This is a genomic window from Pseudomonas sp. 273 (assembly GCF_029201425.1).
In the GTDB taxonomy this organism is placed as follows: domain Bacteria; phylum Pseudomonadota; class Gammaproteobacteria; order Pseudomonadales; family Pseudomonadaceae; genus Pseudomonas; species Pseudomonas delhiensis.
In genome coordinates, this window is record NZ_CP116775.1 from 3,192,863 (window position 1) to 3,206,659 (window position 13,797).

The following is a 13,797-nucleotide window of genomic DNA, read 5'->3' on the forward strand; positions in this document are numbered from 1 at the left end:
CCGCGCCGGTGGTTCCGGCTATCGCGGACAAGGTCCGCTCCTACGGGGACATGCCGTGCCTCCCGGAAACCTGTAGGAGCGGGCCCTGCCCGCGAAATCGCGCGCAGGGCGCGCTCCTACAGGGGAATGGCGTGGGTGGATTCATCCGCGCTACGCCGGTACCACTTCGCGGCCCGGCAGGAAGCGTCCGAAGCCGCGTTCCTTGCCCAGCTCCTCGGCAAAGCCGCTTTCCCGCCGGTAGGCCACCCGGCCGTTGATGACGGTGGCCTCCACCGCCGCGTCGTTGCGCTTGACCAGGCGCACCAGCCCGAGGTTTTCCATGGGCGCCTCGCTCACCTCGTCCAGCTCGTCGGTCAGCCCTTCGGGATTGACGATCACCAGGTCGGCGCGGTCGCCCACGCGGAGGTAGCCGGCGTCCAGCCCGGCGAAGTCGGCCAGTTCGCCGGTCAGGCGCCGCACCGCGCGGCCGACGTCCATGAACGGCTGGCCGGCCAGCTCGGCGTCGCGCACGTACTTGAGCAGGCGCAGCGGGAAGTTGTACTGCGCGTGGGACGCCAGGTGCGCGCCGGAGTCGGCGAAGCCCGGCTGCGTCCAGGGGCTGGCCAGCAGCCTGGCCATCACCTGCGGGCGGTGGTTGCCGTAGCAGGTGGTCCACTTCAGCGCGTTGCGGTACTGGCTGGCCAGGTCGAAGAAGGCGTCCACCGCGTCCTGGCCGCGCTGCTGGCCGATCTCCTCGAAGTTGCGCCCGACGAGGCTCGCGTCCGGGCATTCGCGCACCCAGCAGTCGGACAGCCGGCGGTGCCACAGGCCCAGGCTGAGGGTGGCCTTGATGTCCTTGCGGAAGCGCTCGCGGAAGGCCGGGTCCTGGATGCGCGCGTAGAGTTCCTCCGGGTCCTTGATGTCGCGCAGCACTTCGCCGGCGCCGAACTCCTCGAAGCCGTTCATGTTCAACCCCTCGATGCGCACCACGAAGGGCGCCGGCAGCGTCTGCCAGCGGAAGCGCCCGCGCAGCACGCGGTTGGCCAGCCAGCCGGAGGCGCGGGTGATGCGGTGCATGAAGGGCTGCGACTTGAGGTCCAGGGCGGTGAGCATGCTGCACTTGAGCGGCCGGCGGAACCAGCCGTGGGCCTGCCAGAGGAAGGCGAACACGTTGATCTTGGTCACCGCGTTGGGCGCGCCCTGCATCAGCGCGCCGCGCCGGCGCAGCACGGCGAACAGGCGGGCGAACTCCTTCCAGCTGGCGAAGGTGGAGGGCAGCGGGCTGGACCAGGCGCGCTCGCCGTCCATCTTGTCCAGCCGCGTGGTCATCACCGACAGGCCGAAGCAGCCGGCGTCCAGCGCTTCGTCGAGCAGTTGCTCCATGCGCCGCAGCTCGGCCTCGGTGGGCCTGGCGCCGCTGGTGGCGCGTTCCAGGCCCATCACCGCCACGCGCAGTTCGGAGTGGCCGAGGAAGGAACACAGGTTCGGGCCCAGCGGCAGTTGCTCGTAGAAGGCGCGGTAGCCGGCGGCGTCGCGCCAGGTGCGCTTCTCCCGCAGGATCGGCAGCACCACCTCGCGGGGCACCGCCTCGACGCGGGTGAACAGGTCGGAGCAGTCCTCCGCCTCGCCCAGCACCATGCTGATGGAGCAGGAGCCCAGGGCCACCGTGGTCACGCCGTGGCGCACCGATTCCTTCAGCGCCGGCGCGGCTATCACCTCGGCGTCGTAGTGCGAGTGGATTTCCAGGAAGCCCGGGGTCACCCAGCTGCCGGCGGCGTCCAGCACCTGCGGGCAGCCGGCCTCGTCCAGCGGCGATGCGCTGAGGGTGTCGATGCGCCCGGCGCGGATGCCCAGGTGGCGCAGGGCGCCGGGGGCGCCGCTGCCGTCGAAGTAGAGGCCGTTCTTGACGATGATGTCGTAGCTCACAGGAGGCTCCAGGGAGACAGCAGCAGGACCCCGCTGACCAGCAGCAGGAGGTGGATGGCCAGGCGGAAGTGGCGTTCCGCGCAGCGCCGGTGCAGGTGCTCGCCCAGCCACAGGCCCATCGGCAGCAGCGGCGCGTAGGCCAGCACCTGGGGCAGGGCCGGGCGCAGCCGGCCGTCGAGCAGGAAGGCCAGGGTGAGCAGGCCGTTCAGGGTGAACCAGACGCACACCAGGGTGGCGCGCAGGCGCGACTTGTCCAGCTGCTGGCCGGCCAGGGCGTAGACCAGCAGCGGCCCGCCGGAGGCGAACAGGCCCTGGCAGACGCCGGCGGCGCCGGTGGCCAGGCGCATCGCCCAGCCGGGCACCCGGCCGCGCGGCGTGCCCTTGGCGCTGCGCTGCAGCTCGCGGGCGGCGAACCAGAGGATGAGCAGGCCGAGGCCGCGCTTGAGCAGTTGCGGGTCCAGCCAGGGCAGCAGCAGGTAGCCGGCCACCATGCCCAGCAGCATGCCCGGCAGCAGGGTGGCCAGCAGCAGCCGCCACTGCACCAGGTGGCGGTGGCGCCAGGCCAGGTAGCTGGTCAGGCCGACGTTCAGCGGCACCAGCACCGGCAGCAGTTGCTCGATGGGCAGCAGCAGCGCGCCGAGGGACAGCGCCAGCACCACGCTGCCGAAACCGGTGACCGCCTCCAGGGTGTAGGCCAGCAGGATGAAGCTGCCCAGGGCCGGCGCCACGTAGCTCATGGCGCTCTTCCCGCCGAGGCGGCCAGGCCCGGCAATGGCGCGCGGCGCGACCAGAACAGCGCCAGGCCCAGCCCGGTGAGCAGTTGCCAGCAGCCCCAGAAGGCGGCGATCAGCAGCATGCCGCCGGCCTCGGGGAAGAAGGTCAGGATCAGCGCCATGCCCAGCGCCGAATTGTGGATGCCGCTCTCCAGCGTCACCGCGCGCACGTCGGCCTCGCCCAGCCGGCAGGCCCGCGCGCACAGGTAGCCCAGGCCCAGGGCCACGGCGTTGAGCAGCGCCACCAGCCAGAAGAACAGGTGGAAGTAGGCGACGAACTGCGCGTAGTTCTTGACGAAGGCCATGACCACGAAGGCCGCCAGCACCAGCAGCGAGAACACCCGCATGGGCTTCTCCAGGCGCCGCGCCAGCTGCGGGCGACGCCGGCCCAGGGCCATGCCGGCGAGCATCGGCGCCACCAGCACCAGCAGCACCGTGGCCAGCAGCTCCAGCGGGTCGATGCGGATCTGCGTGAGCAGCGCGCGGGTCTCCGGCGCAAGGCTTGCGTAGAGGGCGAAGTTGAACGGCGTGAAGAACCCGGCGGACAGCCCGGACACCGCGGTGACGCTGGCCGACACCGCGACGTTGCCGCGCGCGAGCCAGGTCATGACGTTGGAGAAGCTGCCGCTGGGGCAGGTGGCCACCAGCAGCATGCCCAGGGCCAGCTGCGGGTCGATCGGCAGCAGGTTGGCCAGCAGGCAGGCGCCGGCCGGCAGCAGCAGGAACTGGATGAGCATGCCGATCAGCGGCGCCTTGGGCGCGCGGACGATGCGGGCGAAGTCCTCGCGGCGCAGTTCCAGGGAGACGCCGAACATCATCAGCGCGATGATCGCGTTCAGGGCCAGCATCGAGGCGCCGGCGAATTCCAGGTGGACGGTGGGCATCAGCGCGCCTCCCGAAGGGGCGCGGGGCAGGGGGGCAAGGCATGCGCGGCTCGTTTGTGTTTCTCGTTGTAATGGGCAAGGATACCCGCCCCACGCCGCGCTTTGATGGCTCAATCAGGACTTTTTCCGGTTATTTCGAGACCATGCCCAACAGCCCCTCGATCACCGTCCACTACGCCCAGGGCATCCTCCAGGCCGCCGCGCGCCTGGGCCTGCAGCTGCCCGCCGAACTGCGCGAACTGGGCCGCGAGGCGCGCATCCCGCTGGCGCGCCAGGACGAGCTGTGGGAGGGCCTGTGCGCGGCCAGCGCCGACCCGCTGCTCGGCCTGCGCCTGGGCAGCGCCCTGCAGGTCGGCCACCTGGACATGGTCGGCGCCCTGCTGATGAGCTGCGAGACCTTCGGCGAGGCCCTGGAGGCGCTGCTGGAGTACTACCCGATCATCGCCGAGGGCAGCGCGTTCAGCCTGCGCCACCAAGCCGGCGGCGTGGCCCTGGCCTACCAGCCAAGCTACAGCGTGCGCCGCGAGGCGCGGGTGGAAGCGGTGCTGGCCAGCCTGGTGCGCTTGAGCGCCTGGATCACTGGCGAGCGCGTGCGCCCGCAGGCGGTGCGCATCGGCCACGGGGCCCGCGGCGAGGCGGGCAGCTACCGCGAGTTGCTGGGCCTGCTGCCCGGGTTCGGCGCAGGCGAGGATGGCTTGGTGTTCGTCGATAGCGACCTGCAAGTGCCACTGATCCAGGCCAACGCGCCCATGCGCGAGCACCTGCGCCAGTTGGCCGACGCCCAGTTGCAGCGCCTGGGCGCGCAGAGCCTGGCGGCCCAGGTGCAGGGGTTGCTGCGCGAGCACCCGCAGTGGGGCAAGGAGCGCGTCGCCGAACGCCTGGGCCTCAGCGGCCGGCACCTGAACCGGCGCCTGGCCGAGGAGGGCAGCAGCTTCAAGCTGTTGCGCGAGCGGGTGCTGCACGCCATGGCCGAGCAGTTGCTGCTGGGCTCCGCGCGGCTGGCGGACGTGGCCGAGCGCCTGGGCTTCTCCGACGAGAGCGCCTTCGCCAAGGCCTTCCGCCGCTGGAGCGGGACCACCCCCGGGCAGTTCCGCCAGGGCGCCGACTGACTCAGGCGTTGGCCGCCAGGGCGCGCAGGCGCTCGCCGGCCACCACGATCTTGCGCTGGCGGTGGCAGCCCTGGCCGGGGTTGAAGGTCTGCAGTTCGATGCGCTTGCGGAAGCAGTCCACCTGGTCTTCTTGCAGGGGCTGGCCCTCGGCGGTCAGCAGGTCGCGGCGGATGCGTTCGATGAAGTTGTTCAGGCGCGTCGGGTCACGCCATTCGCTGGCCGGGATGGCCCAGGTGGTCAGCAGGCGCCGGCTTTCGTTGTCACGCAGCCTCAGCAGCAGGCCGCCATCCGGGCGTTGCTGGAGGTCGATGCGATAGTCGCTGAATTGTTCGCCGAGAAGTTGCGGGGCCTGGCTACGGTCGTTGTGCATGACGCTCTCCCTTGGTATCCATGAAGAAGCCGATGGGAGAGCTGTTGCAGCATGCGTTCCAGCTTCGCTTGAAAATTTTCTCTTTTTAAATCAGTAGGTTGAGGAAAGGTAGCGAAGATGCGACCGTGCATTGCGCACGATTGCACAAAGCCTGCACGGCAGAATGCAAGGTCCCGGGCGCTCAGTGCTGCTCGTCGATCACGCCTTCCTGGTGGGCGGCGGACAGGTGCGGTTCCTGGCCGCTGTCGACCGGGTCCAGCTCCACCAGCTCCTCCAGTTCGTCGGCTTCGCGGGTCACCACCGGATCGGGGTGCGGGGTATCCACGGGGCTTTTCATGGGGCATTCCTCCAGCGGGCATCGTGGTGGCCCGTACCTTTGTTCAGACCACAGCTGCGCGTGCGCGTGCGATCCATTCATGCGCACCGTCCGTTCATGCGCACAGTGTCGCGCGAAAACCCGCCTGCGGGAGGCGAAGCGAGGAACGGCAGGGAAAGGGGCGGCTGCTAGAAGCCGCTGGCTCGTCGGTGCCCCGGCTCGTCCAGGTGCATGCCGAAGGCCAGCTGGAAGAATTCGGCGAGCTGTTCGTCGAGCACCTCGCCGTCCAGCGAGTCCAGGTCCGCGCCGAGGCGGCGCATGCGCTGGCCATGGGTGGCGTACTGCTCGTGGACCAGGCCCTGGAGTTCGGTATCGGCGACGATGCGGTAGAAGCTCGGCTGCTGGCTGCCGCCCAGGCGGGCGAACAGGCACAGTTGCAGGTGGTCGTCCTCGTCCACGAGCAACTCGACCTGGCAGTCCAGGCCGCGGTCGCGGGCGAAGCGGCTGGCTTCCTCGAAGGCGGGCAGGGCCTTCTGCAGGACGTGGGTCTCGAAGGTGAAGAGGAAATCCTCCTCCGCGGGCCCCGAGGCCCTGGGTGCAGAGTCGTACATGCCGGCGGCTCCTGTGCGGGGGATTAGGAAACACGCAAACGGACCACGTGAACCCGGCGCTACACCTCGACCGCGCCGGACGACAACGCCCATGACACTTGTCTGGCGCCAATCTGTCAATGAGTTCCCCGGCATATGCGCGGCGCTGCAAATAGCCGGCGGTTAGAAGGCCCGTTCAGGGCGCCGGCGCGCCGGCCAGCGCCGGGAAGTCGTCCGGGGTGAGGGTTTCCCGCTCCAGCAGCAGGCGCGCGCCTTCCTCCAGGTCGGCGCGGCGCTGCTCCAGCAGGGCCCGGGCGCGGCGGAAGGCTTCGTCGATCAGCTCGCGCACGCATAGGTCCACCTCGCGGGCGGTCTGCTCCGAGTAGTCCTTCTCGCGCAGCCCCGCCAGGTGGCCGTTGTCGCCGCTCAGGTAGGGCGCGCTCTGCCGCTCCAGCACGGCCTGGCCGAGCTGCTCGCTCATGCCGAAGCGCGTCACCAACTGGCGGGCGATGTCGGTGGCCTTGGCCAGGTCGTCGGCGGCGCCGGTGGAAATCTCCTCGAACACCAGGGCCTCGGCGGCGCGCCCGGCCAGCAGCACCACCATGCGGTCCTTGAGTTCCTGGCGGCCGATCAGGAAGCGGTCCTCGGTGGGCCGCTGCAGGGTGAAGCCCAGGGCGCCGATGGCGTGGGGGACGATGGAGACCTTGTGCACCGGGTCCATGCGCGGCAGCGAGGCGGCGGCCAGCGCGTGGCCCATCTCGTGGTAGGCCACCACCTTGCGCTCCTGCGGCTGCAGCAGCCGGCTGCGGCGCTCGGCGCCGGCGACGATGCGCTCTACCGCGGCGGTGAAGTCGGCCATGCTCACCGCCTCGGCGCCGCGCCGGGTGGCGCCGATGGCGGCCTCGTTGACCAGGTTGGCGAGGTCCGCGCCGGTGAAGCCGGTGGTGATGGCGGCGATCTGCGTGCAGTCCAGGTCGCGGGCGGCGCTGATGCGCTTCAGGTGCACCCGCAGGATGGCCTCGCGGCCGCGGCGGTCCGGGCGGTCGATGAGGATCTGGCGGTCGAAGCGGCCGGCGCGCAGCAGGGCCGGGTCCAGCACTTCCGGGCGGTTGGTGGCGGCCAGCAGCACCACGCCTTCGCGCGGGTCGAAGCCGTCCAGCTCGGCGAGCAGCTGGTTGAGCGTCTGCTCCTTCTCGTCGTTGCCGCCGAAGGCGCCCAGCCCGCGCATCTTGCCCAGGGCGTCCAGCTCGTCGATGAAGATGATGCAGGGCGCGGCCTTGCGCGCCTGCTCGAAGAGATCGCGCACCCGCGCGGCGCCCACGCCGACGAACAGCTCGACGAACTCCGAGCCGGAAATGGAGAAGAACGGTACCCCGGCCTCGCCGGCCACGGCCTTGGCCACCAGCGTCTTGCCGGTGCCGGGCGGGCCCACCAGCAGGATGCCCTTGGGAATGCGTGCGCCCAGGCGGCTGTAGGTGGGGCGGTCCTTGAGGAAGGACACCACCTCCTGCAACTCGGCCTTGGCCTCGTCGATGCCGGCGACGTCGTCGAAGCTGACCCCGGTGTCGCGTTCGACGAACACCCGCGCCTTCGACTTGCCGACGTTGACCATGCCGCCGAAGCCCTGCTTCTCGGCCAGGCCGCGGAAGAAGAACACCCACAGGGCGAAGATCAGCAGGAACGGCAGCAGCCAGCCCAGCAGCTTGGCCAGGCCGCTCTGGGTGACGCCGGAGAAGTCCACCTCGGCTTTCTCCAGCTGCGCCGCCAGCTGCGGCTCGACGCGGTTGGTGGTGAAGCGCGTGCGGCCCTGGATCGGCTCCTTGAGGGTGCCGCTGATGCGCTCCTGGTCGATGCGCAGGTCGCTGACCTTGCCGGCGTCCAGCAGGCGCTGGAACTCGCTGTAGGGAATCGGCGCCTCGGCCGAGTATTCACCCAGCCAGTTCTGCAACAGCAGCATGGCCACGAAGGCCACGAGGAAATACCCGAGGTTCCATTGGTGGTGCTTTTCCATGGCCATGCTCGCTCCCGTGCCGGCAGGGGGGATGGATGCACGCCGGGCTCCGGCGTCGGCACCATTCAGGCACGAACCGCGGCGCGGGGCCTTGGCCGGGATCAAACAAAGGCGGAGGCGGCGTGTCCGAAGGATAGCCGCCGTTGGCGGTCAGTGGCCGGTGAGTTCGGCGAGCAACTCGTCGCGCAGCTTGTGCAGGCGCGGGGCGTTGCGCTCGCGCGGGTGCGGCAGGTCGACGCGGACCTCGTGGCGGATACGCCCGGGACGGGCGTCCATGACGATCACCCGGTCGCCCAGGTAGAGCGCCTCCTCGACGTCGTGGGTGACCATGATCATGCTGCTGCGCTGCTGCATCCAGATGCGCTGCAGCTCGCGTTGCAGGTGCACGCGGGTGAGGGCGTCGAGGGCGCCGAAGGGCTCGTCGAGCAACAGCAGCTTGGGCCGGGTGATCAGCGCCCGGGCGATGGCCGCGCGTTGCGCCATGCCGCCGGAGAGCTGATGCGGGTAGGCCTGCTCGAAGCCCTGCAGGCCCACCAGGGCCAGGTGCTCGGCGACGCGCTCGGCCTTCTCGCGCTTGCCCAGGCGCTGGTTCTTCAGGGCCAGGGCGACGTTCTGCTCGACGGTCTTCCAGGGGAACAGCCGGTGGTCCTGGAACACCAGGCCGCGGTCCAGGCTGGTGCCGCGCACGGTTTCGCCGTCGAGGCGGATCTGCCCCTCGTAGTCCTGTTCCAGGCCGACGATCAGGCGCAGCAGCGAGGACTTGCCGCAGCCGCTGGCGCCGACGATGCAGACGAACTCGCCGGGCAGTACCTGCAGGTCGATGCCGCTGAGCACCTGCAGGGGCTTGCCGTCGATCCGGTAGCCCTTGTTCAGCCCGCGGATCTCCAGGGCGCCGGGTTGGCCGATGGCATGGGCGGGGGAGGAATTGAGCAGTGCGGTCATCGCGGTCACCTATCGACGAAGGGCGCGCCAGCGCAGCAGGTGCCGGCCGAGGCGGGAAAACAGCTGGTTCATGGCGTAGCCGAGCAGGCCGATGCAGAGCACGCCGATCACGATGATCTCCATGCGCGAGCCGGTCTCGGCGTTCATCATCAGGTTGCCCAGGCCCATGCCGGTGGAGAGGAACAGCTCGCTGCCCACCGAGCTGACCCAGGCGAAGGCCAGGGCGTGCAGCACGCCGTTGCACAGGCTCGGCAGGGCGCCGGGCAGCAGCACCTGGGTGAATTGCTGCAGGGGCGACAGCGCGTAGAGCCGGCCGACCTCGCGGTAGCGCTTCTCGACGTGGCTGAAGCCTTCATGGGCGTTGAGCGCCATGGGGTAGAAGGCGGCCAGGGACACGATCAGCACCTTGGTCGCCTCGCCGCTGCCGAACCACAGGGCCAGCAGCGGGATCAGCCCGAGGATGGGCACCTGGCGCAGGCCGTGGAAAAGCGGCGCGAGCAGGCGCCCGGCGAAGCGCGAGAGGGCCATGGCGGCGCCCAGGACGAACCCTGCAGCCACGCCGAACAGCAGGCCCAGGCAGGTGCGTTGCAGGCTGGCCGCCACGCTCAGCCAGAGCTCGCCGCTGGCCAGCAGTTCCTGCAGCCCTTCGCCGATGCGTTGCAGCGGCACGAAGGCATAGGCATGGCTGGCGTCCTGCCGCGAGGCGGCTTCCCAGGCGAGGACCAGCAGCAGCGGCAGGACCAGCCCACGGCCGCGGCGCAACAACGAGAACACTGCGTTCATAGCGGTTTCCAGCGCAACACGCGCCGCTCCAGCAGGCGGAAGCCATAGTCCAGGACGAAGCCGACGACGCCGGTCACCAGCACGCCGACCATCACCACGTCGATGCGCAGCATCTGCCGGCTCATCTCGATCATCTGCCCCAGGCCGCTGTCGGCGGCCAGCAGCTCGGCGGCCACCAGCACCATCCAGGCGCGGCTCAGGCCGATGCGCAGGCCGGTGAGGATAGGCGGCGCGGCAGCCGGGAAGGCCACCTCGGCGAGCAGCGTGGGCAGCGGCAGGCGGTACACCTGGGCCACCTCGAAATAGCTGCGCGGGATGCCGCGCACGCCCTCGCAGGTGGCCAGGGCCACGGGGAAGAAGGTGGCCTTGGTGACGATGAGGATCTTGAAGGTCTCCTCGACGCCGAAGAACAGGATGAACATCGGGATCAGGGCGATCGACGGCACCTGGCGCAGGGTATGGAACAGCGGTCCGCAGTAGGCCTCGACGTTGCGCGACAGGGCCATGGCGGTACCGAACGCCAGGCCGCCGCCGGCGCCGATGACGAAGCCCAGGGCCAGGCGCGACAGGCTGGCCTCCAGGTGTTCGAGCAGCTCGCCGCTGGCCAGCAGCTCGGCGAAGGTCCGCCAGACCTCGCGCGGCGGCACCAGCAGCTGGCTGGGGAAGCGCCCGCTGTCGGCCAGCAGCACCCAGGCCGCCAGCAGGGCCAGGGGCGAGACCAGCAGCGTCAATTGCTGCAGGGGGATTCTGCGCATCGTTTCAGCCCTCCACGGCAATCACGCCGGCGCCGCGCCGCAGGTGGCGCAGCCAGCAGAACAAGGCGGCCAGCAGCACCAGGGGAATCCATGCCAGGAACAGGTTGGCCAGGCCGATCCAGTGGCTGATGGCGCCGCCGAGCAGCGCGCCGGAACAGCTGCCGAGCATGCCGGCGAGGTTGAACAGGCCGGACAGCTTGCTCTTGTCCAGGGCCGATTCGCCCAGCTGTGCCATGTTCACCAGATGCACCAGCGAGGTGGCCAGGCTCAGCAGCACCGCGCCCAGGGCCAGCCAGGCGTAGCCCTGGCCGCGGCCGAGCAGCAGCAGGCCGGCCACCCCCAGGGCGAGCCCGGCCAGGCGAGCCAGGCGCCGTCCGCCGCGCTCCACCAGGCGCCCGAGGCCGAACAGGCCGAGCACCGCGGCCAGGCCCTGGATCATCACCAGGCTCACCGCGCGCTCCTGGCTGATCTGGGCCACCTCCATGGCCAGGACGATGATGAAGGTGCCGAACAGCGCCCCGGTAGCGCCGGACAGCAGCTCCACCAGGCAACTTTCGGCGACCTCGGCGTGGCCGAGCAGCGTCCGCGCCTGGGCCAGAATGCCGCCGTCCAGCTCGACGGCCTGTTCCGCGGCGCCTTCGCCTTCCCAGAAGCCCAGGCTGTACAGCGCCATCAGGCCGAAGCACAGGCCGATCACCACGAAGCCCAGGGTGAAGCTGCCGCCGCTGAGCCAGTTGCCCAGCAATGGGCCCAGCAGGCCCATGCCCAGGGTCAGGGCGCCGCGGTACCAGCCGGCCTTGTCGTTGCCGATGTGGCGCAACTGGCGAAGGAAGGCGCTGTTCATGGCGACGATGCGGAAGGGGATGCACAGGCCGATCAGCAGGCGCGCCGCGGCCAGCCACAGCCAGCCGCCGAACAACGGGATGGCCAGGTTCAGCAGCAACGGCCCGAGGCTGGCCAGGAAGTACACCCGGCGCGCGCCGTAGCGGGCGATGACGAAGCCCGCCGGCAGGGTCAGCAGCACCATGCCCAGCGACTCCATGGCCGAGATCACCCCCAGTTGCATGGGGCTGGCGCCGATGTGCAGGGCATAGAGGGTGGTGACTATCTTGGCCATGCCGATGGTGGCGCCGCTGAAGGCAGCCAGCAGCATGAAGCCGGCGAGGAAGGCCGGCGGCCTAGATGGCGACATTGACCTTCTCCAGCAACTGCTCCAGCGGCCCCGGCTCTATCCATTGGCGCACGTCGAAGCGGCGGGGGATGAAGTCCCAGCGTTCGAGGAAGTCGGTGAGGTCCTGCAGGGCCTCGATGGAGCGCTCGGCCAGGTTGGTCTGCAGGCGCAGGTGGGCGTCCTCGCCGTAGGCGGCGGCCACCCAGTACTCGCTGGTGTTCAGCTCGCGGGCGAGGAAGCGGCGGGTCTCCTCGGGGTGGGCCCAGGCCCATTGCTCGGCGCGCAGCACGGTTTCGAGGATCAGCACGGCGGCGTCGAAGTGCTCGTCGAGCAGGTGCTGGTCGACGGTGAGGGTGCGCGGAGTGCCGATGTTGGCGCGGATCAGCGGATCGGGGTGCGAGCCGACGTCGACCACCACCCGCAGGCCGAACTCGTCGGCCAGGTGCAGGCCGTGGGCGCCCTTGAGGAAGATGGCGTCGATGTCGCCACGCAGCAGGCCGATCAGCTCGTTGTTGCGCCGGCGCAGGCGGTTGCCGTTGAGTGTCACCTGGGCGCCGTGCACATGGCGTACCGGGTCGTCGCTGTAGGTGCCGCCGTAGGGGTAGTCCACCAGTTCGACGTCGGCGACCTCCAGGCCTTCCAGCCGCAGGGCGTTCTCCAGGCCGCGGATGGCCTGGGCGCGGGTGAAGTCGATCTGCACGTTGGCCCACTTGGGCACGCCGAAGCGGCGGTTGCGCAGGTCGCGGATGTCGCGCACCGGGCTGTCGGCGGTGGTGACGATCAATTGCACCTCGTCGCTCCACGACAGGCCCAGCACCCGGGTATCGCGGCCGCTGGCGCGGGCCCAGATGGCCGGGATGTTGCCGCCGTGGCGCACCGAGTTGTGCAGGTGGTGGTCGAAATGCGCCTCGCGCACCTCGCGGTCGGAGGATTCGCGCAGGGCCTGGATGCGCGTGCCCCAGGGGCGGAAGGCCTGGGCCAGGCGGCCGGATTCGACGGCGATGCCGAGCCCCGTGGGTACCGGACTGTGGGTGTACCAGAGGGTATCGAGTGGGTTGTTCATCGGGGAGCCTATTCGGGTGGGCGGTCGGCCCCGGCGCGCGCCGGGGCCGGTCGGCACTCAGCCGGCGCGCTGGGCGACGGCGCTGCGCAGGGCCTCCAGCGGACGCGGGTCGACCCAGTCGCTCACGGCGAAGCCCTGGGGGATGAAGTTCCAGCGCCGGAGGAAGTCGGTGAAGTCCTGCAGGGCGGCGATGGAACGCTCGTCGAGGTTGGTGCGCAGGCGCTGGTGGGCATCCTCGCCATAGGCCTGGACCACCCAGTACTCGCTGCTGTTGGACTCGCGGGCCAGGTAGCGGCGGGTGTCCTCCGGGTGGGTATGGGCCCAGGCCTCGGCGCGCAGCACCGCGTCGAGGATGCCCACGGCGCTGTCGAAGTGCTCGTCGAGCAGGTGCTGGTCCACGCTCAGGGTGCGCGGGGTACCGTTGTTCGAGCGGATCAGCGGCTCGGGGTGCGAGCCGGTGTCGATCACCGTGTGCAGGCCGAACTGCTGGGCCAGCTGCACGGCATGGGCGCCCTTGAGGAAGATGGCATCCACCTCGCCGCGCAGCAGGCCGGTGAGCTCCGGGTTCTGCCCGCCGCGGCGGCGCCCGCCGAAGGCACCGAGGCCGGCGACGCTATGCGGCGCCTCGTCGCTGAAGGTGCCGCCCTGGCGGAAGTCCACCAGTTCCACGTCCTTCACCTCCAGGCCCTCCAGCTTGAGGGCGTTCTCCAGGCCGCGGATGGCCTGTGCGCGGGTGAAGTCGATCTGCGCGCCGGCCCAGTCGGGCAGGCCGAAACGGCGCCCCGCGAGGTCCCTGACGTTGCGGATGCCACTGTCGGGCAGGCTGAGGATCAGCTGCACCTCGTCGGCCCAGGACAGGCCGATCACCCGCGTCTCGCGGCCGCTGGCGCGGGCCCAGATGGCCGGGATGCTGCCGCCGTGGCGCACCGAATTCCGCAGGCTGTGGTCGAAGTGCGATTCGCGCACGGCCTGGTCGTCCGATTCGCGCAGTGACTGGATGCGCGTGCCCTGGTCGCCCAGGGCCTGTTCCAGCCAGCCTTTCTGCACCGCGATGCCGAGGCCGGTGGGCACCGGGCAGCGGGTGTACCAGAGGGTGTCGAGCGGTTGACTCATGATGCGGTTCCT

General features: G+C 70.3%; 14 protein-coding genes. 1 reads left to right on the forward strand and 13 read right to left on the reverse strand.

The annotated features are described in order from the left end of the window. Positions 1-150: 150 nt before the first annotated feature. The 3 genes from PKO50_RS14950 to PKO50_RS14960 are packed head-to-tail and all read right to left on the reverse strand — an operon-like array spanning position 151 to position 3,562. Complete coding sequence (locus PKO50_RS14950; protein ID WP_275630173.1) at positions 151-1,905, reverse strand: N-acyl-D-glutamate amidohydrolase; 1,755 nt, start codon at positions 1,903-1,905, stop codon at positions 151-153. Beyond that, on the reverse strand, positions 1,902-2,642 hold the full coding sequence (locus PKO50_RS14955) for a sulfite exporter TauE/SafE family protein (RefSeq protein WP_275630174.1): 741 nt from the start codon (positions 2,640-2,642) through the stop codon (positions 1,902-1,904). Before PKO50_RS14955 ends, PKO50_RS14950 begins: the two co-directional genes overlap by 4 nt. Then, the gene (locus PKO50_RS14960; protein WP_275630175.1) at positions 2,639-3,562 is read right to left on the reverse strand and encodes a bile acid:sodium symporter family protein; all 924 of its coding nucleotides are present in this window, start codon (positions 3,560-3,562) and stop codon (positions 2,639-2,641) included. Before PKO50_RS14960 ends, PKO50_RS14955 begins: the two co-directional genes overlap by 4 nt. A gap of 143 nt (positions 3,563-3,705) precedes the next feature. Here PKO50_RS14960 and PKO50_RS14965 point away from each other — a divergent pair, with 143 nt between their 5' ends. Further along, positions 3,706-4,671, forward strand: a complete 966-nt coding sequence (locus PKO50_RS14965) for an AraC family transcriptional regulator (RefSeq protein WP_275630176.1) — start codon at positions 3,706-3,708, stop codon at positions 4,669-4,671. Between the two features lies 1 nt (position 4,672). Here the strand turns inward: PKO50_RS14965 and PKO50_RS14970 are convergent, their stop codons facing one another. The 10 genes from PKO50_RS14970 to PKO50_RS15015 all read right to left on the reverse strand — a co-directional run bounded on the left by PKO50_RS14970 (position 4,673) and on the right by PKO50_RS15015 (position 13,785). Continuing rightward, positions 4,673-5,041 carry a DUF3509 domain-containing protein gene (locus PKO50_RS14970; RefSeq protein WP_089393223.1) on the reverse strand — a complete coding sequence of 123 codons (369 nt, stop codon included), beginning with the start codon at positions 5,039-5,041 and terminating at the stop codon, positions 4,673-4,675. A 181-nt stretch (positions 5,042-5,222) separates the two neighbouring features. Continuing rightward, the gene (locus PKO50_RS14975) at positions 5,223-5,378 is read right to left on the reverse strand and encodes a hypothetical protein (RefSeq protein ID WP_009621884.1); all 156 of its coding nucleotides are present in this window, start codon (positions 5,376-5,378) and stop codon (positions 5,223-5,225) included. Positions 5,379-5,545: 167 nt separating this feature from the next. Next, complete coding sequence (locus tag PKO50_RS14980; protein ID WP_275630177.1) at positions 5,546-5,968, reverse strand: hypothetical protein; 423 nt, start codon at positions 5,966-5,968, stop codon at positions 5,546-5,548. 175 nt (positions 5,969-6,143) lie between these two features. Further along, entirely contained in the window at positions 6,144-7,958 is a 1,815-nt protein-coding gene (gene ftsH, locus PKO50_RS14985; protein ID WP_275630480.1) for an ATP-dependent zinc metalloprotease FtsH, read from the reverse strand. A gap of 150 nt (positions 7,959-8,108) precedes the next feature. Next, positions 8,109-8,900 (reverse strand): ABC transporter ATP-binding protein, encoded by a 792-nt coding sequence (locus PKO50_RS14990; RefSeq protein WP_275630178.1) that lies wholly within the window; start codon positions 8,898-8,900, stop codon positions 8,109-8,111. A 9-nt stretch (positions 8,901-8,909) separates the two neighbouring features. Continuing rightward, on the reverse strand, positions 8,910-9,683 hold the full coding sequence (locus tag PKO50_RS14995) for an ABC transporter permease (protein WP_275630179.1): 774 nt from the start codon (positions 9,681-9,683) through the stop codon (positions 8,910-8,912). Next, entirely contained in the window at positions 9,680-10,438 is a 759-nt protein-coding gene (locus PKO50_RS15000; RefSeq protein WP_275630180.1) for an ABC transporter permease, read from the reverse strand. Before PKO50_RS15000 ends, PKO50_RS14995 begins: the two co-directional genes overlap by 4 nt. A 4-nt stretch (positions 10,439-10,442) precedes the next feature. After that, positions 10,443-11,630, reverse strand: coding sequence for an MFS transporter (locus tag PKO50_RS15005; RefSeq protein ID WP_275630181.1), 1,188 nt, complete (start codon positions 11,628-11,630; stop codon positions 10,443-10,445). Then, positions 11,617-12,672, reverse strand: a complete 1,056-nt coding sequence (locus PKO50_RS15010) for an ABC transporter substrate-binding protein (RefSeq protein ID WP_275630182.1) — start codon at positions 12,670-12,672, stop codon at positions 11,617-11,619. The genes PKO50_RS15005 and PKO50_RS15010 overlap by 14 nt, the downstream gene beginning before the upstream one ends. A gap of 57 nt (positions 12,673-12,729) precedes the next feature. Beyond that, a complete protein-coding gene (locus PKO50_RS15015) occupies positions 12,730-13,785 on the reverse strand; it encodes an ABC transporter substrate-binding protein (protein ID WP_275630183.1) in 1,056 nt (351 codons plus the stop codon). Between the last annotated feature and the right edge of the window lie 12 nt (positions 13,786-13,797).